The 22,509-nt window shown below is 46.4% G+C and carries 19 protein-coding genes; all 19 read left to right on the plus strand.

The genetic code is table 11. The annotated features are described in order from the left end of the window. Window positions 1-53: 53 nt before the first annotated feature. Complete coding sequence (gene argS, locus DFR44_RS07310; protein WP_133620581.1) at window positions 54-1,715, plus strand: arginine--tRNA ligase; 1,662 nt, start codon at window positions 54-56, stop codon at window positions 1,713-1,715. Window positions 1,716-1,797: 82 nt separating this feature from the next. Next, window positions 1,798-2,385 carry a hypothetical protein gene (locus DFR44_RS07315; RefSeq protein ID WP_133620582.1) on the plus strand — a complete coding sequence of 196 codons (588 nt, stop codon included), beginning with the start codon at window positions 1,798-1,800 and terminating at the stop codon, window positions 2,383-2,385. A gap of 20 nt (window positions 2,386-2,405) precedes the next feature. After that, window positions 2,406-3,053, plus strand: a complete 648-nt coding sequence (locus DFR44_RS07320; RefSeq protein ID WP_133620584.1) for a thiol:disulfide interchange protein DsbA/DsbL — start codon at window positions 2,406-2,408, stop codon at window positions 3,051-3,053. 77 nt (window positions 3,054-3,130) lie between these two features. Further along, complete coding sequence (locus DFR44_RS07325) at window positions 3,131-3,871, plus strand: thiol:disulfide interchange protein DsbA/DsbL (RefSeq protein ID WP_133620586.1); 741 nt, start codon at window positions 3,131-3,133, stop codon at window positions 3,869-3,871. 114 nt (window positions 3,872-3,985) lie between these two features. Continuing rightward, on the plus strand, window positions 3,986-4,750 hold the full coding sequence (locus DFR44_RS07330) for an SDR family oxidoreductase (RefSeq protein WP_133620588.1): 765 nt from the start codon (window positions 3,986-3,988) through the stop codon (window positions 4,748-4,750). Between the two features lie 423 nt (window positions 4,751-5,173). Next, window positions 5,174-7,288 carry an alkyl/aryl-sulfatase gene (locus DFR44_RS07335; RefSeq protein ID WP_211336919.1) on the plus strand — a complete coding sequence of 705 codons (2,115 nt, stop codon included), beginning with the start codon at window positions 5,174-5,176 and terminating at the stop codon, window positions 7,286-7,288. A 184-nt stretch (window positions 7,289-7,472) separates the two neighbouring features. After that, window positions 7,473-9,218: a bifunctional isocitrate dehydrogenase kinase/phosphatase gene (aceK, locus tag DFR44_RS07340; RefSeq protein WP_133620590.1), complete on the plus strand. Its 1,746-nt coding sequence runs from the start codon at window positions 7,473-7,475 to the stop codon at window positions 9,216-9,218. Window positions 9,219-9,315: 97 nt separating this feature from the next. After that, window positions 9,316-10,386 (plus strand): lytic murein transglycosylase B, encoded by a 1,071-nt coding sequence (gene mltB / locus DFR44_RS07345; protein ID WP_133620592.1) that lies wholly within the window; start codon window positions 9,316-9,318, stop codon window positions 10,384-10,386. A gap of 215 nt (window positions 10,387-10,601) precedes the next feature. After that, window positions 10,602-11,753: a DUF2827 domain-containing protein gene (locus tag DFR44_RS07350; protein WP_133620594.1), complete on the plus strand. Its 1,152-nt coding sequence runs from the start codon at window positions 10,602-10,604 to the stop codon at window positions 11,751-11,753. Next, complete coding sequence (locus tag DFR44_RS07355) at window positions 11,750-12,886, plus strand: DUF2827 domain-containing protein (protein WP_133620596.1); 1,137 nt, start codon at window positions 11,750-11,752, stop codon at window positions 12,884-12,886. The genes DFR44_RS07350 and DFR44_RS07355 overlap by 4 nt, the downstream gene beginning before the upstream one ends. A 134-nt stretch (window positions 12,887-13,020) precedes the next feature. After that, a complete protein-coding gene (locus DFR44_RS07360; RefSeq protein WP_133620598.1) occupies window positions 13,021-14,376 on the plus strand; it encodes a glycosyltransferase family protein in 1,356 nt (451 codons plus the stop codon). Between the two features lie 22 nt (window positions 14,377-14,398). Beyond that, window positions 14,399-14,992 carry a methyltransferase domain-containing protein gene (locus DFR44_RS07365; RefSeq protein ID WP_133620600.1) on the plus strand — a complete coding sequence of 198 codons (594 nt, stop codon included), beginning with the start codon at window positions 14,399-14,401 and terminating at the stop codon, window positions 14,990-14,992. 2 nt (window positions 14,993-14,994) lie between these two features. Then, complete coding sequence (locus DFR44_RS07370) at window positions 14,995-16,146, plus strand: DUF2827 domain-containing protein (protein WP_133620602.1); 1,152 nt, start codon at window positions 14,995-14,997, stop codon at window positions 16,144-16,146. Window positions 16,147-16,149: 3 nt separating this feature from the next. Then, on the plus strand, window positions 16,150-17,664 hold the full coding sequence (locus DFR44_RS07375; RefSeq protein ID WP_133620604.1) for a class I SAM-dependent methyltransferase: 1,515 nt from the start codon (window positions 16,150-16,152) through the stop codon (window positions 17,662-17,664). 13 nt (window positions 17,665-17,677) lie between these two features. Then, window positions 17,678-19,180, plus strand: coding sequence for a class I SAM-dependent methyltransferase (locus DFR44_RS07380; protein ID WP_133620607.1), 1,503 nt, complete (start codon window positions 17,678-17,680; stop codon window positions 19,178-19,180). A 22-nt stretch (window positions 19,181-19,202) separates the two neighbouring features. After that, the gene (locus tag DFR44_RS07385; protein WP_133620609.1) at window positions 19,203-20,003 is read left to right on the plus strand and encodes a galactosyltransferase-related protein; all 801 of its coding nucleotides are present in this window, start codon (window positions 19,203-19,205) and stop codon (window positions 20,001-20,003) included. A 35-nt stretch (window positions 20,004-20,038) separates the two neighbouring features. Beyond that, entirely contained in the window at window positions 20,039-20,833 is a 795-nt protein-coding gene (locus DFR44_RS07390; protein WP_133620611.1) for a galactosyltransferase-related protein, read from the plus strand. Between the two features lie 98 nt (window positions 20,834-20,931). Next, a complete protein-coding gene (locus DFR44_RS11800) occupies window positions 20,932-21,030 on the plus strand; it encodes a transposase (protein WP_133620613.1) in 99 nt (32 codons plus the stop codon). 1,149 nt (window positions 21,031-22,179) lie between these two features. Further along, a complete protein-coding gene (locus tag DFR44_RS07405) occupies window positions 22,180-22,485 on the plus strand; it encodes a transposase (RefSeq protein ID WP_133620012.1) in 306 nt (101 codons plus the stop codon). Window positions 22,486-22,509: the final 24 nt, after the last annotated feature.

Raw genomic sequence — 22,509 nt, forward strand, 5'->3', positions numbered from 1 at the left:
TTTATTGTATTTTTACAACAGTTCATTCAAAATTTTTTCACTTAAGTCTTTTCATGCTCAGTTCAATTAAATCATCCATCACCAATAGCTTTGCCCAAGCCCTCGCAAACATTGCCCCTGACATTCAGCCCCATATTTTGCTTGAGCGTCCACGCGACGCCTCTCATGGCGACGTGGCTTGTAATATGGCAATGCAGTTGGCAAAAGAACTAAAGACCAATCCTCGGGCACTTGCACAATCGCTCATTGATGCTTTGCCCTCCAATCCTTATATCTCGTCAGTCGAAATCGCAGGCCCTGGTTTTATGAATATTCGACTGACTAATGAAGCCAAGCAAGCCGTGGTTCAGGTGATTTTAGACAACCCAGACACGTATGGTGAATCGCAAGCGCATGCGGGCGAACACGTCATGCTTGAATTTGTCAGCGCCAATCCAACAGGGCCTTTGCATGTTGGGCATGCTCGCCAAGCTGCGTTGGGAGACATTTTAGGCAACGTCTTAAGCACACAAGGTTTTGATGTACATCGTGAGTTTTACTACAACGATGCAGGCGTGCAAATCGCCAATCTCGCATTGTCGGTACAAGCGCGGGCTAAAGGTTTGGGCGTGGATGACCCGTCTTTTCCCGAAGGCGGCTACCGCGGCGACTATATTGCCGACATTGCCACTGCTTTTTTGGCGAAAGAAACCATCAACGCAGTCACCGCAACTGGCGATATTGACAACTTAGACGCAATACGTGAGTTTGCCGTCGCTTATTTGCGCAACGAGCAAGACTTGGACTTAAAAGCCTTTGGCGTCGAATTTAACCACTACTTTTTAGAATCGTCTTTGTACAGCAATCAAGATGTGAATAAAACCGTGAATCGCCTGATTGAACAAGGTCATACTTTTGAAGAAGGCGGTGCACTGTGGTTGCGCACAACGGATTATGGTGACGACAAAGACCGCGTGATGCGCAAATCGGATGGTGGCTACACGTACTTTGTCCCCGACGTTGCATACCACCTGAATAAATGGAATCGTGGTTTCACGAAAGTCATTAACATCCAAGGTACAGACCACCACGGCACCATTGCTCGCGTGCGGGCGGGCGTGCAAGCGGTCAATTTAGGCGTCGCACAAAATTACCCAGATTATATTTTGCACAAAATGGTCATGGTCATGAAAGACGGCGCAGAAGTCAAACTGTCCAAACGCGCTGGCTCATACGTGACCTTGCGTGACTTAGTGGACTGGACCAGCCGTGATGCCGCTCGATTCTTGCTGATTTCACGCAAAGCTGACACCGAATTTGTGTTCGACGTCGACTTGGCGGTGTCTAAGTCGGATGAAAATCCAGTGTATTACGTTCAGTATGCACACGCGCGGATTTGTTCTATTCTTGAAAAAGCTGAACTGTCTCTCCAAAAAGCCGATGCAACCTTGCTCGCCCCCCTGACCGCGGACAGCGAAATGCACCTGATGAAAATCATGTCGGAATATCCAGACACACTCGCCGCGGCCACCAACGAACTCGCACCGCACCACATCGTGTATTACCTAAAAGATTTGGCGGGCGCAGTCCATACGTTCTGCGGCTCCAAAACAGAGCGTGTACTCACTGACGACATCGCATTGAAAACTGCACGCGTGCACCTTCTTGCGGCTGCCCGCCAATTGCTGTTGAACGGGCTAAAATTATTGGGTGTGAGTGCACCTAATCGCATGTAATGCGTTATTCTTTTTAAAAACGATAGTTTCTCCGCTATTTATTCGAGAGATTCACATTAAATTCTGACCATCGGATTGTTTTATGACGACAAGCAAACACAAATCAAACTCAACCACCTTGCCCCACGGACGTCAAGCGGGTGGATTAATCCTTAATATCGGCATCGGCATTGTATTGGGTTTATTGGCCGCCCTGCTTGCGGTTTTTCTTGTCAACAAAGGTGGGCCATTCAGAGACCACGCCAATACCAATACGCTCACGCCTGCCGCAGGTCAAACCAACGATCCGAACGCACCATTGTATGGCGCACCGCCACCCGTCCTGCCCCCATCTGACGCAAAGACTGCGGACACATCAAACTCGGATAAAAACGCTTTAACGGGCGATGACGCAGCAACCGCTGAAGCCAAAAAGCAAAGTGCAACCAAAGACACCGCAAAATCTGTTGAAACACCACCCACAGATCCTGTTGCAGCCATTATCTCAAGTACAGACAAAAAAGCAGCCTCGGCTAAACCCAAAACAGACGCTACCAACAAAGCGTCAACACCGACCAAATCAACAGATACAAAACCCGCTTCTGAAAACAAAGCAGACGACGGTGGCGTGCCCAAGGAGGTCAAACCTGCCAGCCTCCCTAAAGCGGTTTCGCCTGCAACAGCCCCCTAACCCGTCGGTGGAGAAAAATCATGCAAATCCTCAAGCACGTCTTTTTCACAACCGCATTTGCATTAAGCCTTCAGTCAGCACCCATCGTGGCTGCTGATTATTTCACTAACGGACAAGAGGCTGACCAAGTGACGACACCTGGTCGCGTTCAATCGGAAGGGCAAGTCGAAGCCGTTGAGTTTTTTTGGTACGGCTGCCCTCATTGCGCGGCCTTTGAGCCATCTCTTGAGGACTGGGTTGCGCAACTTCCAAAAAATGTGGCCTTTATCCGCCTTCCTGCCAGCTGGAACGACAGCATGACGGCACAGCAGCGTTTATATTTCACATTGGCAAAACTGAATCGACTGGATTTGCACACTGCTGTTTTTGATGCCATACACAAGCAGCGCATCAGCTTAAACACGCCCGCCGCTATCGAAAAATGGGCCGTTTCACAAAAAATCAACCTGACCAAATGGCGCAAAGCGTATAACAGCGAACAGGTCACTGAACAAACCCAAGGGGCGCAAGCTGCTTTTATGCGTTTCGAACTAAATGCCGTTCCCATGATGGTCATTAATGGCAAGTATGTTATCAATTTCACGCCTAACGTGCTGATTCGAGCAGACCAAATGGTGCGACAAGAACTCGAAACTTTACAAACACCGCCATCTTCACCGAGCAAATAACTGATATTTTGTTTGACTTTAGCTATTTGCACCTTATCATTTTGTAATGCAACACCCTTATTTATGGAACGCTTGACATGATAAATTTTTTCAAAAAAACCCTTTGCTTTTCAGTCCTCACCGCTGCTTTGTTGCTCACCGCTTGTAATAAAGCCGAAACAAAACCCACAGCACCGACACCCGCCACACCAGCAGCACAAGTTGCACCCACTGGCCCGCAATATACTGCCGCTGATTTTAAAGCGGATGGCGTGGTGCTAATCCCTGGCAAAAACTACAAACAAGTAGCGAGCCCACAACCCGTCCAAGTTCCTGGAAAAATCGAAGTCATCGAGTTTTTTTGGTACGGCTGTCCTCACTGCTACCGCATGGAGTCGATGACTCAAGCATGGGAAAAAACCTTAGGCCCAGACGTGAACTTCATCCGTGTGCCCGCTTTTTGGGGTAAACCGATGGATGAACATCAAAAGATTTTTTACACATTGGCCGCGCTGAAAAAAAATGCTGAATTGGACAACAAAGTTTTCCACGCCATTCACGAAGAAGGTGCTGGATTGGCCAAACCTGATTTAATCAGCGAGTTCATGGCAAAAAATGGCATCGATAAAGCCACATGGGAAGCCGCATACAACTCCTTTGGTGTGAATACCGATATCATTAAAGCCAACGCCTTGTTTAAAGCTTACGGTTTAGATGGTGTTCCTAATTTCGTCATCAATGGCAAATATGTCGCAGGCCCTTCTATGACGGGCGAGTCACCTGAAACCTTAAAAGTCATTAACAAGTTGATTGAAAAAGAACGCGGCACAAAAAAATAACCGACGTTAACCAAACAACACCGCAGATAACCTTAAAAAAGCGTGCATTGCACGCTTTTTTATTGTATAACTCACCACATCACCTTACAAAAATCAGCCTCGAAAGAACAGTTTATGGGACAAAAAGTATTCATCACAGGCGCATCCAGCGGCTTAGGTTTAGCGATGGCTCAACAATTCGCACAAAACGGCGCGACTCTTGCCCTCATTGGCCGCCGACAAGATGCACTGGAAACCCTGCGCGACAGCTTGGTCGGTTCGCATGAGATTTACGCATTAGATGTCAACGACGAAAAAGCATTGCACGCGGCCGCTCATGACTTTATGCTCAAACACGGGCTTCCCGATGTGGTTGTAGCCGCAGCAGGAATTTCTGTCGGCACATTATCCGAAGTTTACGAAGACCTTGAACAAATTCGCCGCGTGATTCAAACCAATGTGTTTGCCCTCACTAGTACATTTCACCCCTTCATCTCGCCGATGAAAGCAGCGGGCAAAGGTACTCTGGTTGGCATTGCCAGTGTCGCAGCCATCCGCGGCCTACCTGGAGCGGGCGCGTACTGCGCATCTAAAGCCGCTGTGGTGCAATATTGCGAAAGCCTTCGCGTTGAACTGCACGGCACGGGAGTCAAGGTGACCACTATCCTTCCTGGCTACATTGACACACCGATGACTCGCGAGAACCCATACACCATGCCTTTTTTGATGAAAGCGACCGACTTTGCCTCCCGCGCGGTTGCCGCCATCGACGCACAAAAGTCTTACACTGTGATTCCATGGCAAATGGGCGTCGTGGCAAAGTTATTGCGCGTGTTACCGAATTGGCTATATGACAAAGCATTTTCTGGACGAAAGAGAAAACCTAGGGCCAATGAATAAACCCACAAGTTGATAGTAGCCTCTCCTAATTTGTCTGAACAATATAAAAACTCATTCACGGAATGAGTTTTTATCCATTCACTCTCTTGATATTTTGTTGTATACACACAACTTTCGCCTCTAAACTGAATTTTGCATGTCCTATGGGCATTATTAAAACTCACCCTCAAAATAGCCCTTAAATCTTAGGGTTTCCGAATCTTCCATCACCAGTTAAGCATCACTCTTTTGAATGAATACCTCAAGGCGCTCAGGTTCAGCCTACGCCATACGGGCAAAACGATTTGCTTTTGCCATGTCGGTTGCTATAAGATACCAAAAGATTACATTTCTTATAATTTTATCAATTATGATGCATTTCCAGTTTCAAACAATCATTAAAAATAAGGTTTAACTATGTCTTATACTAAAAATGGGAAGATTATGGATTACAAAATCCGCTTAAGTAAGTTGGCATTGCCACTGATTCTGCTGCTCGCCAGCAACAGCCTACATGCTGCTGGCGGCGGGGCTATTATTGTTGATCCAGGCGCAAAAGAAGGTAAGCATTTTGACCCTAAAGGCAAAATGCCCTCAAAGTTTACAATCGAGTTGCAAAATGGTTTACGCAAATCACTGCCTTTTGATGACAAAACGGATTTTGAAGAAGCTAAAAAAGGCTTTATTGCAGCGCCAGCTTATAAACAAATCATGGCTGAAGCGGGCAACGTTGCTTGGGACATGGGCAGCTACGATTACCTGCTAAAAGAAGGTGAAAACTTCGACAGCATTCACCCTTCTCTTCAGCGTCAAGCTATTTTGAATATGGCTTATGGGCTATATGAGGTGGTCCCAGGTAAAATTTATCAAGTTCGCGGCTTTGACTTGGCGAACATCAGTTTCGTGAAAACAAACACGGGTTGGATTGTATTCGACCCACTGACCGCTAAAGAAACAGCTAAAGCCGCCTTGGATTTCATTAACGAAAAATTAGGCAAACGACCTGTAGTGGGCGTTGTGTTTTCACATTCTCATGCGGACCATTTTGGTGGTGTGCGCGGTGTCGTGGATGAGGCAGACGTGAGAAGCGGCAAAGTACCTGTTATTGCCCCAGCGGGCTTTATGGAGCATGCCGTTGCTGAAAACGTGTATGCGGGTAATGCCATGAATCGACGCATGTTCTTCCAATATGGCGTATTGCTGCCACGCAGCCCATTTGGTCACGTTGACCAGTCCATTGGTAAAAATACGGCTTCGGGCAATTTGGGCTTAATCGAACCGTCTCGGTATGTTGCAAAAGATTTTGAAAGCATTACCATTGATGGCGTGACCATGGAGTTTCAAAACACACCTGGCACAGAAGCCCCTTCAGAAATGAACACGTGGTTTCCTCAATTCAAAGCGTTCTGGGCCGCTGAAAACATCACAGGCACAATCCACAATATTTATACACTCCGTGGTGCTTTAGTGCGTGACCCATTGGCTTGGTCTAAACACATCAACAACGCGTTGTATCGCTATGGCACACAAGCTGAGTACATGTTTGCCTCTCACTCGTGGCCGCGTTTTGGCAACCAACGCATCCAAGATGTCATGCGCACCCAGCGCGATGCTTATGCTCATTTGAACAATCAAGTCTTGCATTTGGCGAATCAAGGCGTCACCATCAATGAAATTCACAATGAGTATCAAGTACCTGACTCTTTAAAAGACAAGTGGCACGCGCATAGCTATCACGGCTCGGAAGAGCATAACAGCCGCGCAGTTATCAATCGCTACTTAGGCTATTGGGATGCCAATCCTGCAACATTGATTCCTCTCTCCCCCAAAGATTCGGCGCCTCTGTATGTCGAAATGATGGGCGGGGCGAAGAAAATCATGAACAAAGCCAAAGAGCTGAACGACAAAGGTCAATACAGGGCCGCAATGGAAATTTTGAACAAGCTGGTCTATGCCGAACCTCAGAATCAAGAGGCCAAGGATTTATTGGCTGACACGTTCGAGCAAATTGGTTACCAAAAAGAAAGTCCAAGTGTACGTAACAGCTTCTTGGCTGCCGCCTATGAGTTGCGTCACGGCATGCCGTCTGGTGTGCCTCCAAAATCAAGTGGTCCAGATATGATTAAGGCAATGTCAACCGAACTGTGGTTAAACTCTTTGGGTATTGCCATGGACACCAAAAAAGTGGCTGGTATTAATTTTGTCATGAATCTTGTACTGCCCGATAATGGTGAAAAATTTGTTGTCGAATTAAGCAATAGCGCACTCACCAATATCAAAGGTGAACAAGCTGCGAAACCTGATTTGACGCTGACCATTAACCGCTCTGAACTCGAAAAAATCATGGGCGGAGCCACAACGTTTGATAAGCTCGTCGCTGATGGAAAGGCGAAACTTGATGGTGACCGCAAATACTTTGACATTTTACGGTCATCTATTGTTCGCTTTGTACCTGACTTCGAGTTGTTGCCAGGCACTAAATCATCGGCTCCAGACCATCATAAAGCCTCGGCAGATCCATTTGAGGCCAATGACTTGGCGGATACCAGCGGTGGTTAATGTTGTTTGATGGCGACCATGTTTTAGCAAGTTGTCATTAACTAAGCGGGGAAACACATATTCTGTGTTTCCCCTTTTTTATTCGTTTATATTTATTTAATCAGACCCGCTCAATCGGTAAAAAGTAAGCTAAACTTGCCCTATCTTGATTCAACAATGCGCCCCCTCTTAACCTCAGAACGCCATGACACAACATCGCCCGCAAACACTTGCCAATCAGATCCTTAAAGGTTTTGACCGCCATTACGCTCGTTTTCGCGAATGCGCACGGGCGGCAAAAATTGCGTTTGAACAAGCCGACTGGCCGCAAATTCAAAAACTCGCGGCAGAGCGTATCGCTTTTTATGATGAGCGCGTGCACGACACCGCCACTGCGATTAAACAAAGCGGGGACTTTTCAAAGGTCGATGAAGCGTTTTGGCATTCAGTCAAAACCGAATACGTTGAATTGCTTATGAACCACCACCAGCCCGAGTGTGCTGAAACTTTTTTCAACTCGGTGTCGACCAAAGTCCTAGACCGCGAATATTTCAACAATGACATGTTATTCGTGCGCCCCATGATTTCAACCGAATACATTGACTCCGAATCAGCCACCTACAGCAGCTACTACCCCAACCGCGATGGCTGGCAAGCCGCCTTAACAGCGATGTTCAATGATTTGGGCATGCACCGCCCCTTCACGGATTTGGCTCGCGATGTACAAGCCATCATTGCGCGCTTAAGCAAGTCATCAAACAAAATTTTCGAGGCACGACCAAATCTTCAAATTCAAGCCGTGCGCTCATTGTTTTACCGCAACAAGGGCGGTTACCTGTTGGGTAAAATCATCAATGGCCATGACAATTATCCTTTCGCCATTCCAATTTTGCATGATGCTGAAGGTGGCTTATGTGCGGACACCATTTTGTTGGATGGTCGGCACTTGGGTTCTTTATTTTCTTTCAACCGCGCATATTTCATGATTGACTGCGAAGTGCCCAGCGCACTGGTTCAGTTTTTGCAAACAGTCCTGCCCCAAAAACCAAGGGCTGAGTTGTATAGCATGATTGGGTTACAAAAACACGGTAAAGCTCTTTTTTATCGAGACTTTAAACATCACCAAAAACATTCCACGGATGATTTCATCCTTGCGCCTGGCATTAAGGGTTTAGTCATGCTGGTGTTCACCCTACCCTCATATCCTTATGTTTTTAAACTCATTAAAGACGTCATTTCTCCGCCCAAAGAGGTGGACAAGGAGCTGGTGGAAAAAAAATATCAATTGGTGAAAAAGCATGACCGCGTTGGCCGCATGGCTGACACCCTTGAGTTTTCTAATGTGGCGTTTCCACACGCACGCTTCACCCAAGAATTGATTGACGAAATCACCAAACTGGCGCCAACCGAAATCGCGTATGAGGGTGACAACGTCATCATCAAACACGTGTACATTGAGCGTCGCATGATGCCGTTAAATATGTACTTACAAGACGCCAGCCAACGCGGCGACAAGAGCCGTAAAGACAATGCGGTCATCGAATATGGCAATGCCATCAAAGACATGGTCGCCGCCAATATTTTCCCAGGCGACATGCTGTTTAAAAATTTTGGCGTGACGCGTGGCGGCCGTGTGGTGTTTTATGATTACGATGAAATTGAATACCTAACCGACTGTAAATTCCGCCCGATTCCAAAACGCTACGACGACGAAGATGACATGGGCGAGGTGTGGTATTCAGTCGATAAATACGATGTATTCCCAGAAGAGTTTGAAAAATTTTTATTAACCGACCCCGAGGTGAAACAAGTCTTTATGCGTTATCATGCTGAATTACTCGACTGGAAATATTGGCAAAGTCACCAAGAGCGCATCCGCGCAGGGCATATTGAGGACTTTTACCCATATCCACATCACCTGCGATTTGTCGAAAGCGGCTACACCAGTTGATGCGAAACAACAGATTTTATTGTCAACATTGAACTTATAAAAACTTTTTATACACTTGTTTTTTTCAGTACTTTTACCCGTTCAGGAGAATGCGTTCATGAACCCTATTTTAAAAAAAATATCAGCGGCACTCGCTGCCACCATGTTATTTGCAGGTTGCGCAACAGCACAAAACACAAACAACACTTCATCGGCGACCTCACCTCAAGTGCAAGTACCCAATTTAAATAACTATGCCGAACGCAGCGATGTCAAAGAGTTTGTCAAAATGATGAGCGATAAGTACGGTTACTCACAAGAAAAATTGCTCATCACGTTTTCAAATGCTGAAAAAATGGACACCGTACTGAGCCAACTGGAAAAAGACAAACCGAATCCCAACTTCAAAAAAAACTGGGAAACTTATCGCAAACGCTACATTGAACCGATTCGCATTAAAGCGGGCGTCGATTTTTGGAATAAAAACGAGGCCACTTTAGCGCGCGCCGCCAAGCAATACGGCGTACCCGAATATATTTTAGTCGGCATCATTGGGGTCGAGACCATTTATGGTCGATACATGGGCGACACCAATGTATTTGATGTGTTGACTACCGTTTCGTTCGATTACCCACGCCGCAGCGACGAGTACAAAAAATTCCTCGAAGAATACATCGTACTCGCCATCACCAACAAAATGCCGTTGCGCTCAGTGAAAGGCTCATACGCTGGCGCGATAGGCATCCCACAGTTTATGCCAGACTCTTGGCGCGACTACGGCGTTGACTTTGACGGCGACGGCAAAGTTGATTTACGCAACAGCACAGCCGATGCAATCGGTTCTGTCGCCAACTTTTTGAAACAAAAAGGCGGCTGGATTCCAGGGCAAGATGTGGTGTATGCCGTTAAGTTCGATGGCGACAGTCCAAAAATCAAAGACCTGCTCGCGCAGCCCATTGAGCCGAGCTTGACCATCAAACAAATTAAAGAGTTTGGCGTCAGCTCACCAGAAAACATTCGTTCAGACATCAAACTATCTTTGATAGACCTGCCCAACGGCGACAAGCCGACGTCATACCTACTCGGCTCACGTAATTTTTACGCCATTACGCGCTACAACAAAAGCTACATGTACGCGATGTCCGTATATGACTTAGGCTCCGAAGTCGCCAAAGCACGGTTGAAATAAAGACTCCACGCAAAAGACGCCTCAAGGCGTCTTTTTTGTTTGAATGCCACACTTTAAAATCCAAAGTTAGAAATAACAATGCTCGAATGTTGTTTTGAAACATTCACCCCATGAAAATTCTATACAACATGTTAAAATCATCTAATGATTTTTAAAAAAATCGAAAAAGCTAAATATTAAGAAACATTCCAAGATTTTTTATACGCGTATCCAAAATGACAAAAAAACTCAACATCGGCATCTCTATTTTTGCCGTCAAAGACATCAACATTTGGGCCAATGGTTTAAATATGAACTTGGCTTTTTTAGTGCAACTCTTGCGCCAAAGCCCAGACATTGGCAAAGTGTACTTGCTCAACGGCGGCGATTTAGATGCCATTCCAGAGGGCTTGGAGTTTGGTGGACTGGACGCACAACTGGTACGCCCCCATGACGTGACCCACGATGTCGATGTGGTCATCGAAATGGGCGCGCAACTGCCCGTGGAATGGCTGCACCGAGTTCACGCCCTCGGTGTGAAATTAGTCAGCTTTTTGGTTGGGCACACCTACTGTTCAAATATTGAAGCGGCGATTTTCGAACGCCCTTCGGGTCAAATGTTTAACGATGTCCCTTGGGCAGAAACTTGGACGCTCCCTCAATACGCCAAAACCTGTATCCCCATGCTGCAAACCATCACGCGTGCACCCGTTGTAACCATGCCGCATATTTGGTCGCCGATGTTCATCGAGCAGCGCATTAAAACTTTGGGTGAAAAAGGACAGGCATTCGGCTTTAAGCCTCATGAACATCAAGCTCAGCCTCGCGCTTGGCGAGCAGCCGTGTTTGAACCCAATATTTCGGTAGCTAAAAATTGTGTGATTGCCATGCTCGCTTGTGAAGCGGCATACCGCCTCGAAAAACAATCCATTGGTTTAATGATGGCCATGAACACTTTTCACATGAAAGAACACCAAACCTTTAACCGCTTGGCCTCCCACTTGGACTTAACTCGGGACTCCAAAGCCAGTTATGAGCCGCGCGTCGCCTTTGTCGAAGGGATGATTGATCATCAATTTGACGTCGTTGTATCCCACCAATGGGAAAATGCTCAAAACTATTTGTATTACGATACCCTGTACGGCGGCTATCCATTGGTTCACAACTCGCCGTTTATGCAAGAAGCGGGTATGGGGTTCTACTATCCAGAATTTGAAGCACAAATCGGCGGCGAGGTTTTGGTTCAAGCATGGCGCAAAGACGCCGAGTTTTGGGCCGACTACAGCAAACGTTCAAACGAGTTTTTAAAAACGCTTGCGCCAGACCACCCAGAGAACATTGGTGTGTTTGTACAACGTCTAAAACATTTAGCAGGAGCGCGTGTATGAGTAAATCCACCAAACCCAACCGTAAACTAAAAGTTGGCGTCACCATCCATGTCCGCGATGGTTTTCAGTCTGTTTGGGAAAATGGCATTTTTCAAAACTGCGCGTTCTTGGTGCAGTTGTTACAACAGTCACCCGAGGTCGAGCAGGCTTATTTGGTCAACCCCGCTGGGGTTAAGCCCAACGATGCCATGATGTTAAGTGATATGAACTTGCCCATCATCAGCCTTGACCAGTCAATGGAAATGCTTGATGTCATCATTGAAATGAGCGCGATGCTCGATGACAACTGGGTGCGTGCTTTCAAGGAAAAAGGCGGGCGTTACGCATGGATGCGCGTGGGTAATGACTACGTCATTGACATTGAACGCGCGATGTTTAACAAGCCATCGGCCGCGTTGGTGAACGATAAACCGTACGATGCGATATGGACCATTCCTGAGTATGAAGTCAGTTGTAAAGATTACTTCAGCATCACCACGCGCGCGCCCGTGAAGTTTTTACCTCATTTGTGGACGCCTTTGTTTTTTGAAAAAGGCATCGCCACCTTGCCAAAAGACAAGCACTTTGGCTATATACCCAACCAAAAACGCTGGCGTGTATGTGCCTTTGAACCGAATGTCTGCATGGTTAAAACGTCTTACATCCCGATGTTGAGTATTGAAGAGGCGTATCGAGAAAAGCCCGAATTCCTTGAGCATGTGCGCTTGTTAAACACCTTGCACATTAAGGATAATGGCAAATTTGTCGCTTTAGCACGCCGTTTGGATATTGTGAACCACGGTCTAACCAGCTTTGAAAGTCGCTTTGCAGTATACGAGTATATGGCTCATTATGGCGATTGCATCTTTTCGCACCACTGGGAAAATGGGCAAAACTACCTGTATTACGAAGCACTGTATGGCGGTTACCCATTGATTCACAACTCAACTTTTATCAAAGACTACGGCTATTACTATCCTGATTTCGACACGCAAGCGGGTGGCAAAGCCTTGCTTAAAGCCTTTGAGACCCATGATTTACGTTTAGATGACTATAAGCGCGAGGCGAAAAAGCTGCTGCATGCGCTGGACGTCAATAACCCTGAAAACATCGAGATTTATACCACCGAGTTGCTGAACTTGTATGCCAACTAAAGGGTGCACAATCAAAACAAGCAAGACCACTTTGAATAGTCAATAATAGCAAGCATCTTCTTTGTTATTGATTTAAACATCATTTAAAAAGCGTGGATGATTCTGCGCTCAGTTATTTATTGGAACTTTCTAACATGACTAAAGTCATCAGTTTTTTCACTTTCAAAGACGATGAAGTTTTGCGCAACCATCGCTACTATTGCCAAATGATGGGCTACGAGCACATGTGGGTGGAAAGCAAGTTTTTAGGGCATCATTACATGCGCATTGCTTACAAATACAATGTGTTGTTAGAGCAACTAAAGGCTCAGCCCGAAGGCGGGTTGCTCATGCTGCTTGACCAGCACTCGACTGTGATGCATCCTCTGTCCCTAGACGACATGATGAACGGCATGGACAGCATGATTATCACAGGGCCAACAGAGGTGAACAAGCCTGAAATGGTTTTCACCAACATGATTATTCTGCGCAACACGCCCGCCATTCGTCAAACCTTGTTCGATATTTTAATGGCATTGCATGGTCGCTTGGCAGGACAAGACCTGCCCGAAGAAGAGTTTTTGCTGCAAAAACTCAACGTTATGCCTTCCAATACGGTGTTTGGTGACACCTTCTTAAACATCACTTGGCGCATCACATCGTGGACGCAAACAAAAAATTTCATCATGAATTTTGGTGCGCCACCTGCGTTTGACGAACACGGTCGAATTGACCATAACGCTGTTCATGCGCTTGGGCACGATGCCAACTTAGAGCGTTTGCTTATCAAAAACATCAATGAGCACGTCATCAACGGCGCCCCCTTGTTACAACGTCCAGATTACCCTGCTATTTCAGAAGACGCAGTCAGTCACTTTAACCCTGACAGCAAAATTGCTTTAGTCACGCTGTACACCCATCACATCAACACTTACGCGCGCGTGTCCGAGCACAATGTCAAACGCTATTGTGACCGTCATCATTACGCCTATCATGTGTATCGTGGCATTCCAGCCGAGCTGGATCCTGCTATTAATGGCACATGGGTTAAAAGCTGGCTGCTGAAAAACCTCATCGCCAATCATGAGTGGATTATTTGGGTCGATGCGGATGTCATTTTCCGCAATCCAAGCATTAAACTCGAACCCTTGCTTGAGGGGCGCGATTTGTTATTTGCCAAAGATTTATGCGCATGGCCCATCAATGCGGGCATCATGGGCTTTAGAAACACACCTGAAAATATTGAATTATTGGCGCGCATTTGGGAGCGCATGGTCAATGTTAAAGACAAATCGACGGTGTACAGCGACCAAGGCGACCAGCACCACACGATTGTCGAGCTGTACGAGTCTAATCTGATTAACGAGCAAAACATCCTCAGCAGTTTGACCATCAACACACCGCCGCAATTTTCATTGGGCGACAATCTATTGACCCATTATGTCGGCTGGGGTGAGCCCTATCGTTCAATCTATATGGCCGCCCACGATGAAGACTCTTTGAAGTACTAATCAGACATTAATAAGGATACACATGGACATTCCGCGCAAACTACAAATCGGCTCTGGTAACAAATACAACGAAGAATTTTTCAATGTAGACATCAACAAGTCTCGCAAAGTCGATATGATTTTAGACATTGCGGCTCCGCTACCAACAGAGCCCGTTGTCACAGAACGCTTTGGCGAAGTCACCTTAAAGCATGGTATGTTCGACTACGTATTGTGCGAGCATGTTTTAGAACACATTCCTAATCTCGTGGCCGCCATGACCAATATGCTGAATTTGCTCAGTGACGGCGGCATTATTGAAATCGAAGTGCCATACGATTTGTCGTATGGCGCATGGATGGATCCCACACACGTCCGAGCTTTTAATGAGCTGTCTTGGGACTATTATTGTGACAGCGCATGGTACTTAAACTGGCGCACCCATCGTTTTGACATCGTTGACTTGGCCTATTTTATTGACTCAGCATACGGCAAAAGCATGTTTGAGCATCACGGTCAAAACTGGGATGCCGTGCGCCCCATGCCTCGAGTCATCGAGCGCATTCGCGTCAAAATGAAAAAACGCCCATATACAGAAGAAGAGCTCAAAGCCAACCAAGAACGTGCCGTTGACTGACCATGTACACTCAAACATCAAACCCTCAAAATCTTCGCATCGGTGTCACCATTGGCTTACGTGAGCCGAATGAGTCGTTGTGGAATAACGGCATCAAACAAAATGCCGTTTTTTTAACTGAGGCGCTTAAACATTGCCCCAGCGTCCAATCCGTATGTTTGGTTAATGCCACCGATGTGCTCATTAGCGAACAACTGCCTTGGGACTTAGACCGCTGGCCTACGAAGAGCTTTGATGATGCCAAAGACGATTTGGATATTTTAATTGAGCTGGGTGGGCAAATCAGTTCTGAGCAAACCGAATACATCAAATCCCGCGGTACGCGTTTGATTTCTTACTGCTGTACCGTCGAGTACGTTTTAGCGATGGAATCTGTATTGTTTGGTCGCCCGCTGTGGGGCAGTAATTTATTCATCAACCAGCGTTACGATGCAGTTTGGATGATTCCACAAGTCGCCAATATCAGCCAATCGTACTTTTCGACCTTGCGTCGTCGTGAGGCCTGCGTCATCCCCTTTGTGTGGGACCCCGTTTTTATCGAAGCCCGCAGTGCATCACTCACGCATCACGGCGAATATCGACCGCGCCCAAACCGCGGCAAACGGTTGAGCGTCATGGAGCCTAATCACGACGTGGTGAAGTTTTGTTTTTACCCCACGTTAATTGCGGAAGAAGCGTATCGTTTGCGCCCCGATGCCATTGAAATTTTGCAGGTGACCAATGCTGAATACTTGGCTCATAACAGCAAGGAATTCGTAGCACTGATGCTGAAACTCGACATTGTGCAACAACACAAAGCCGTTTTTCTAGGACGTTACGAAACACCGCTTTTTTTGTCCGAAGCCACCGATGTTGTGATTTCACATCAATGGGACAACCCTCTTAATTATTTTTATTTTGATGTGTGCTGGCAAGGCTATCCGCTGGTGCACAATGCACACATGTGCCCCGATTTGGGCTACTACTACGAAGGCAACAATGCTGCTGTGGGCGCACAAGCCCTGCTCCGCGCCTTTGATGAGCATGACAACAATTGGCAAGACTACATCCAAAAGCAGCGCAGTATCATCAGCCGTTACCTGCCGGGTCACCCTGACATCACTAGACAATATAATGATTTGCTTAAACAAGTCATGTCTCAACCCATTATTTAACCCATGAACACACCCAAGTTTCACGTCACCGCCACTTTCAATGGCGTATATAGCTTTTATGAATGTTTATTATTCATTGTGAACGGCATCCGCGACCTCGGCTATGAGGTGACGTATGCCGACAATCAGCTCAATCCCGATGCCATCAATATTGTGCTGGGTTCGTACTCAACCATCAGTCACCTCAACAGCTGGACTCGCTTGAGTCAACAGGCGGATAACATCATCATTTACAACTGGGAACAAGTGGCACACGATGTGCCTTATTTCACCCAACGTTATTTTCGACAAATGATTAACGCACACGTTTGGGATTACAACCTGCGTAACATTGAGTCGCTCAAAAAAGCAGGGATACACGACATTCACCATGTGCCCATGTCGTTTGTACCTGAGATGTGCCGCGCTCCCAAGGTGGAACAGCAAGACATTGACGTCTTGTTTTATGGCATCATCAATGAACGACGTGCCGCTATTTTGCAAGCCATGCGCAACAAAGGGCTAAAGCTCGTCACCACTGAAGACAGCGGTTGGATGGCGGGAGAAAAACGAGATGAGTTGATAGCGCGCTCAAAAATTGTTCTGAACATGCATTTTTTTGACGTTGCACGTGTATTTGAAATTGCTCGAGTGTCCTACCTGCTCGCCAACAGCAAAGCCGTGGTATCTGAAATTGCCCCCAATACCGACATCGACGATGATATTCGCGCCGCCGTCGTCGGCGGACAAGCTCAAGATTTACCTCAATTGTGCTGGGACTTGATTCATGACGATGCGCGCCGCCACGACCTTGGGCGCAAGGCTTTTGAACTGTTTTCACAACGGCATGCCGCTCACGCACTCAAGCCCGCGATTGAGCGTTACTTGGCTCAACTAAACGCCAAACCTGCGCAGCTGGGCAATCCTCCCGAACACAGCGTTGCCTTGCCCAAAATTTTACAAATTGGGGCTGCGGAAAAGTGGAACTTCATGTATTGCAATATTGACGCCAATGCCAATTTTGCGCCAGATTTGCCTATTGACATCAGCCAGCCCGTGCCTTTTGAGCAGCCTTTGCATTCATGGCGTTTTGGTCATACCACGCTCACGCAGGGCTATTTCGATAAAATTATCGCCAAAAACGTGTTTCAACGTGTCAGCAACTTACAACAAGCCCTCACCAACTGCCTCGAACTGTTAAGCGAAGGCGGCATTGTCGAACTGAGCGTGCCCTTGGATTTGTCGCTCGACAGCTGGTCCTCACTCGAAGACTGTCGAACTTTTAACAGCTCAACATGGGAAAAATTACTTGACGAATGGTGGACGTATGGCTGGACTCACCATCGTCTTGAGATTGCCTCAATCGAATTTGGCTTGCACAATCCCTATGGCATGGGCGTACTCAAAGACAACGCCAATGATTGGGACTCTGCATTGCGCATGCCTCGTGCGATTGACACGATGAATGTTGTTTTGCGTAAACGCGCCCTTACAAACGAAGAAACAGAACTTTTACCCCAAGCACGCTTTTTAGACTGAAACCACACCCCAAATGAACAAACCGAAAATTCACCTCACAACCATCACTGCGCACGATGCCTTCACAGATTGCATCTTGACCTGCCAAGAAGGGTTACGCGCACTGGGCTATGATGTGCATTATCAGCCTGAAATGCTGTTTCGGGACGAGCTCAATATTTTATTTTGCTCACAAATGCTGACGTGGAAAACCATCAAGCACTGCACCAATAACCGTGCCATCATTTACAACTGGGAGCCCGCCGACCCCAATATCGGCCGCTTCGTTCCAGGCTACCTGCGCCAAATGATTAACACCCACGTTTGGGACTACAATGCGGGCAATGTGCAGCGACTTAAAGCCGCAGGCGTGCAAGACATACACCACGTACCGATGGGCTATGTTAAAGAAATGCAACGCGTACAAGCTGTCGAAGTTCAAGACATTGACGTGCTGTTCTACGGTGAAATCAACCATCGTCGCTCGGTTGTTATTGATGCCCTTCGCGCAAAAGGCTTGCGCGTAGTCACCTCCGATGACACAGGTCGCATGACAGGCGAGCAGCGAGACCAGTACATCGCGCGCGCCAAAGTGGTGCTCAATATTCATTTATTGGAGAGCATCCAAGCCTTTGAAATCGCTCGCGTGGGCTATTTATTAGCGAATAAAAAAGCGGTTGTATCCGAGCTATCTGAGCTGGTCGATATCGAAGGCGACATTCGACATGCAGCAGCTTATGGTCACACCGATGACTTGCCTCAACTGTGCTGGGAGTTGGTGCATGACCATGCACGACGACATGAGCTGGAACAAAAAGGCTTTGACATTTTTTCCAAACGCCAAGCACGCGACATTTTAAAACCCGCCATTGAAAATTATTTTGAACAACTCAATCAAAATCCTCCCCTCATTGGCAACCAAGTCACGGTCAACACGCCCCTACCCAGCACCATGCAAATCAGCCCAGGTGTGTTTTGGCGTTATCACATGTGCAATGTTGATGCCAATGCGGACTTTGCCCCAGATTTACCACTGAATTTATCTAAGCCTTTACCTTTTGGCGAAACCCTGTCCTCATGGCGTTTTGGTCAAGTTAAACTTGAGCCTGAATTATTTGATAAAATCATCGCAAACAAGGTTTTTCAGCGCGTTGACGACCCCATTCGTGTATTGACCAATTGCCTGCTGTTGCTCAAAGACGGCGGCACTCTTGAAATCACCGTTCCATTGAACATGTCTTTAGGAGCGTGGTCTAACATCGATGACAAACGCTGTTTCAACGAAGAATCATGGAAACACATCATCAACGACGACTGGTGGCGTTACGGCTGGGATACCCATCGTTTTGACATCACTCGAACATCAGTCAGCTGCTATCATGGTTCTGGAACACAATTCTTGCAAGAGAACAATAACGATTGGGACTTGGCTTTACGCACCCCTCGCATCATTGACACACAAACCATCATTTTGCGCAAACGCGCTTTAAATGATGAGGATAAAACAATGTTGCCACAAATACAATTTTTAGACTGACACGTTGTAAACAGGAACTCAAATGACCGAAAAATTCTCGCTACTCAATGCCGATGTCATCATGTCGTATCGTGGCAACACGCCCGAACGCGAAGACAATTTATACGCGGTATTGCGTCACTTTGACTTAACTTATACCGACTACACCATTTGGCTCATGGAAGCCGATGCCGCACCAAAATTTGACTGGCGACGTTTGTCTGACAACAAAGTGCGCCATGTTTTTTTCCCAAATTCAGGGCCTTTTCCCAAAGCCATGCTGTACAACATGGGCGCCAAATTAAGTCAAAGCCAAATTTTAATTTTTAATGACGTTGACTGCATCGCTGAGCCCAAAAACGTGCGAGACTCGGTAAGCGAATTGATTCACTTTAGACAACACGACGTTTTATGCCCCTTCTGGGAAATGATTAATGTTGAAGGCGCGCTCAAGAAACGCTTTCTTGAAGACCCTCGTTACGAGCTGTTTAATGGCATCCATAAAAATGCACTGGTTCCAGAAACCAGTATTTTGTACGAACGCAATGCGGGCGGGATATTTATTTTTCGCCGCACAGACTTCATCAAAGTTGGCGGACTGAACATGCAATTTAAAGGTTGGGGCGGCGAAGACAGTGAACTGCTCCATCGCGCCACCCGCCTCGGTTTACGTTGGTCATCTCTAGGCACGCCGCTGTTCCACCTCAATCACGATAGCCCAAACCGTGATGGCTGGCGAGAGCAAGCGATGCCCAATGTCGAACTGGGCAACCAAAGCGAACACATGCCCATTGAGCAACTGCAAGCCTTGGCGGACGAATTGCGTCAATTTTTTGTGGCATAAACCTCAACCTTAAACTTCAAAGTCATTGATTGATTATGAACACCACTTCACTGCACAATATTGATGTCATCATGTCTTTTCGTGGCAATACAGCCGAGCGTGAAGAGAATCTATACGCAGTACTGCGCCACTTCAGCCAAACGTACACAGACTATACGATTTGGCTGATGGAATCAGATACCGCCCCAAAATTTAACTGGCATCGTGTGGCCGACCCACGCGTACAACATGTCTTCACTTACAGCGCGGGACCATTTCCAAAAGCTTTTTTGTACAATTTAGGTGCAAAATTGAGCCGCTGCGAAGCCTTGCTTTTTTTAGATGTGGACTGCATACCCAATCCAAGCGTACTGAGCAGCTGCGTTTACAACATCATGTTCACCAAAAACAATGATGTACTCGTGCCCTATTTTGGCGCCATTAATATTGCGGGCGAAACCAAACAACGTTTTGTCGACAACCCATCTTATGATGTTTTTACAGGCATTGACAAAAATCACCTCAACGAAGACTCCGTCTTGCTGTACGAAAGCAGCATGGGCGGCGCTTTTATTTTTAGACGTGAGGCCTACATTCGTGTCGGCGGGATGGACACAACATTCATCGGCTGGGGCGGTGAAGACAACGAATTTTTTTACCGTTCCAAAAGACTGGGCATCCCGTGGTCGTCTATGGACGTGCCCTTGTTCCACCTACATCACGACAGCACCCACCGCGAAGATTTCAATGCCAAAGCCATCGCCAACTCACAGCGAGCCTACCAAAGCAACATCATGCCAATGGATGAGTTGCAACACATTGTGGAAAGGCTTAAGCCTTTCTTTAATTAAAATAGTAATCTAGTTTTTATTATATTAAACATCAACTCGATCAGATGATCTTCCCTCGAATTGACGGACACCTTTTAACGTAAAAAGAGAGGTGTTAAATGCAACGCAATCGTTACGATGACTCATTCAAAGCTGAGGCAGTGAGTTTAGCATTATCAGGAGAGCTGAGTTACGCGGAAGTGGCTCGAGATTTTTAAACCGACCACTAGCCCTAAGTGCAACGGCATGTTGCAATAACGTACCCTCAGACTCATAAAACCAAGCAAGTCCTTTTCTCTCGCCATACTTTCTGACATCTTCATCATCAAACCCGAAGTTGTCCCAAAGCTCAAACTTAAACTTCATTTTGCAATGCCCGCTTTCATCAGGTGGCGCGTATTCGGTTAAATGCACTTCAGCCCAAGCCACCGTGTCAATGCAAATCAATAAGCCATTAAAAATGTTATACGGTTTTTCAGCAAAAGCGGGATTACTTAGTTTTATTGGGGTTCCATTATTATCTTTTTTATTCTGGTTTTTACTCTTAAAAACATTCCCCTTTTTAAACTCATTAATTTTCCAATGAATATTTTGTTTAAAAACTTTAATCACCCCCCAAATCACTCGATTTCGATACGAAGTGAAGTTTTTATCCGTAGCCATGGTTTTATTTAATACCCCATTTACAAAGGGTGCGGACTCATAATTTTTATTGGTTAAAAACCTATCGCGTAACGCATCAATCACCCCGCGCATATCATAGTGAGCGGGTAAAAGCGCCAATTTAACCCGTTCAAACATCTGCTTGAATGATTCAATACACTGTTGCTCTGACATGTCGTTTACACTTGGATCGTGCCAAGGCGCATCAAACCGCATGCCTTTATGAGAGGTTCGGTCTTGTCCATCCATGAGGTAATTAGGAGCTGTCGCCACCAACAGCGGCAGTACAGGGGCGACATGGATGACATTGTTAATCTTACCATTGTCGCGCGGGCTGGCTACCAGCCCTTCGCGGTATTTCCATTGAGTCACAGACGGATAGAAACCCAGTTGAATTTTAGTCAAATCTCTTGGCGTTGCTTGGCTGTACAAAGTGGCGATGATGTTTTTACCGTTTAAGGCTTGGTTCGGCAAGGACTTTTTGTACACACCAAAATGAATTTCAAAATGCGTAAATGCGGGATACGCCGAGCGGTCGATGGAATATTGCTCAGAAAAGCCATTTTTAAATGTTTGGTTTTTGACTGTGTTTTTAATCTTTCCATTCACAAAAAACGTCATGTTGTACGTGAAGTCTGAATCTTTTGAGAGTGATCTGCCCTCGAATTGACGGACACCTTTTAACGTAAAAAGAGAGGTGTCAAATGCAACGCAATCGTTACGATGACTCATTCAAAGCTGAGGCAGTGAGTTTAGCATTATCAGGAGAGCTGAGTTACGCGGAAGTGGCTCGAGATTTGGGTATAAACTACGGTACATTAACGAACTGGATTTATGAAACCATGAAGAATCCTAAAGCTGCCTCAACCAAAGGCCAAAGCCCAAGTCGCCAAGACTATCAAACATTAGAGCGTCAACTCAAAGCCGCTCATAAAGAGCTTGATTTGCGCAAGCGGGAGATTGAATTCCTAAAAAAGGCAAGCGCGTACTTTGCGAGCCTGAAACCGTAAAGTACGCAATGATTGGTCAGGACG

This window comes from Hydromonas duriensis, assembly GCF_004363775.1.
GTDB lineage: Bacteria > Pseudomonadota > Gammaproteobacteria > Burkholderiales > Burkholderiaceae > Hydromonas > Hydromonas duriensis.

What these genes read in the sequence shown, in the direction of transcription:
- argS (WP_133620581.1), top strand. Translation starts at nt 54, where the DNA reads ATGCTCAGTTCAATTAAATCATCCATCACCAATAGCTTTGCCCAAGCC.
- DFR44_RS07315 (WP_133620582.1), top strand. Translation starts at nt 1,798, where the DNA reads ATGACGACAAGCAAACACAAATCAAACTCAACCACCTTGCCCCACGGA.
- DFR44_RS07320 (WP_133620584.1), top strand. Translation starts at nt 2,406, where the DNA reads ATGCAAATCCTCAAGCACGTCTTTTTCACAACCGCATTTGCATTAAGC.
- DFR44_RS07325 (WP_133620586.1), top strand. Translation starts at nt 3,131, where the DNA reads ATGATAAATTTTTTCAAAAAAACCCTTTGCTTTTCAGTCCTCACCGCT.
- DFR44_RS07330 (WP_133620588.1), top strand. Translation starts at nt 3,986, where the DNA reads ATGGGACAAAAAGTATTCATCACAGGCGCATCCAGCGGCTTAGGTTTA.
- DFR44_RS07335 (WP_211336919.1), top strand. Translation starts at nt 5,174, where the DNA reads ATGGATTACAAAATCCGCTTAAGTAAGTTGGCATTGCCACTGATTCTG.
- aceK (WP_133620590.1), top strand. Translation starts at nt 7,473, where the DNA reads ATGACACAACATCGCCCGCAAACACTTGCCAATCAGATCCTTAAAGGT.
- mltB (WP_133620592.1), top strand. Translation starts at nt 9,316, where the DNA reads ATGAACCCTATTTTAAAAAAAATATCAGCGGCACTCGCTGCCACCATG.
- DFR44_RS07350 (WP_133620594.1), top strand. Translation starts at nt 10,602, where the DNA reads ATGACAAAAAAACTCAACATCGGCATCTCTATTTTTGCCGTCAAAGAC.
- DFR44_RS07355 (WP_133620596.1), top strand. Translation starts at nt 11,750, where the DNA reads ATGAGTAAATCCACCAAACCCAACCGTAAACTAAAAGTTGGCGTCACC.
- DFR44_RS07360 (WP_133620598.1), top strand. Translation starts at nt 13,021, where the DNA reads ATGACTAAAGTCATCAGTTTTTTCACTTTCAAAGACGATGAAGTTTTG.
- DFR44_RS07365 (WP_133620600.1), top strand. Translation starts at nt 14,399, where the DNA reads ATGGACATTCCGCGCAAACTACAAATCGGCTCTGGTAACAAATACAAC.
- DFR44_RS07370 (WP_133620602.1), top strand. Translation starts at nt 14,995, where the DNA reads ATGTACACTCAAACATCAAACCCTCAAAATCTTCGCATCGGTGTCACC.
- DFR44_RS07375 (WP_133620604.1), top strand. Translation starts at nt 16,150, where the DNA reads ATGAACACACCCAAGTTTCACGTCACCGCCACTTTCAATGGCGTATAT.
- DFR44_RS07380 (WP_133620607.1), top strand. Translation starts at nt 17,678, where the DNA reads ATGAACAAACCGAAAATTCACCTCACAACCATCACTGCGCACGATGCC.
- DFR44_RS07385 (WP_133620609.1), top strand. Translation starts at nt 19,203, where the DNA reads ATGACCGAAAAATTCTCGCTACTCAATGCCGATGTCATCATGTCGTAT.
- DFR44_RS07390 (WP_133620611.1), top strand. Translation starts at nt 20,039, where the DNA reads ATGAACACCACTTCACTGCACAATATTGATGTCATCATGTCTTTTCGT.
- DFR44_RS11800 (WP_133620613.1), top strand. Translation starts at nt 20,932, where the DNA reads ATGCAACGCAATCGTTACGATGACTCATTCAAAGCTGAGGCAGTGAGT.
- DFR44_RS07405 (WP_133620012.1), top strand. Translation starts at nt 22,180, where the DNA reads ATGCAACGCAATCGTTACGATGACTCATTCAAAGCTGAGGCAGTGAGT.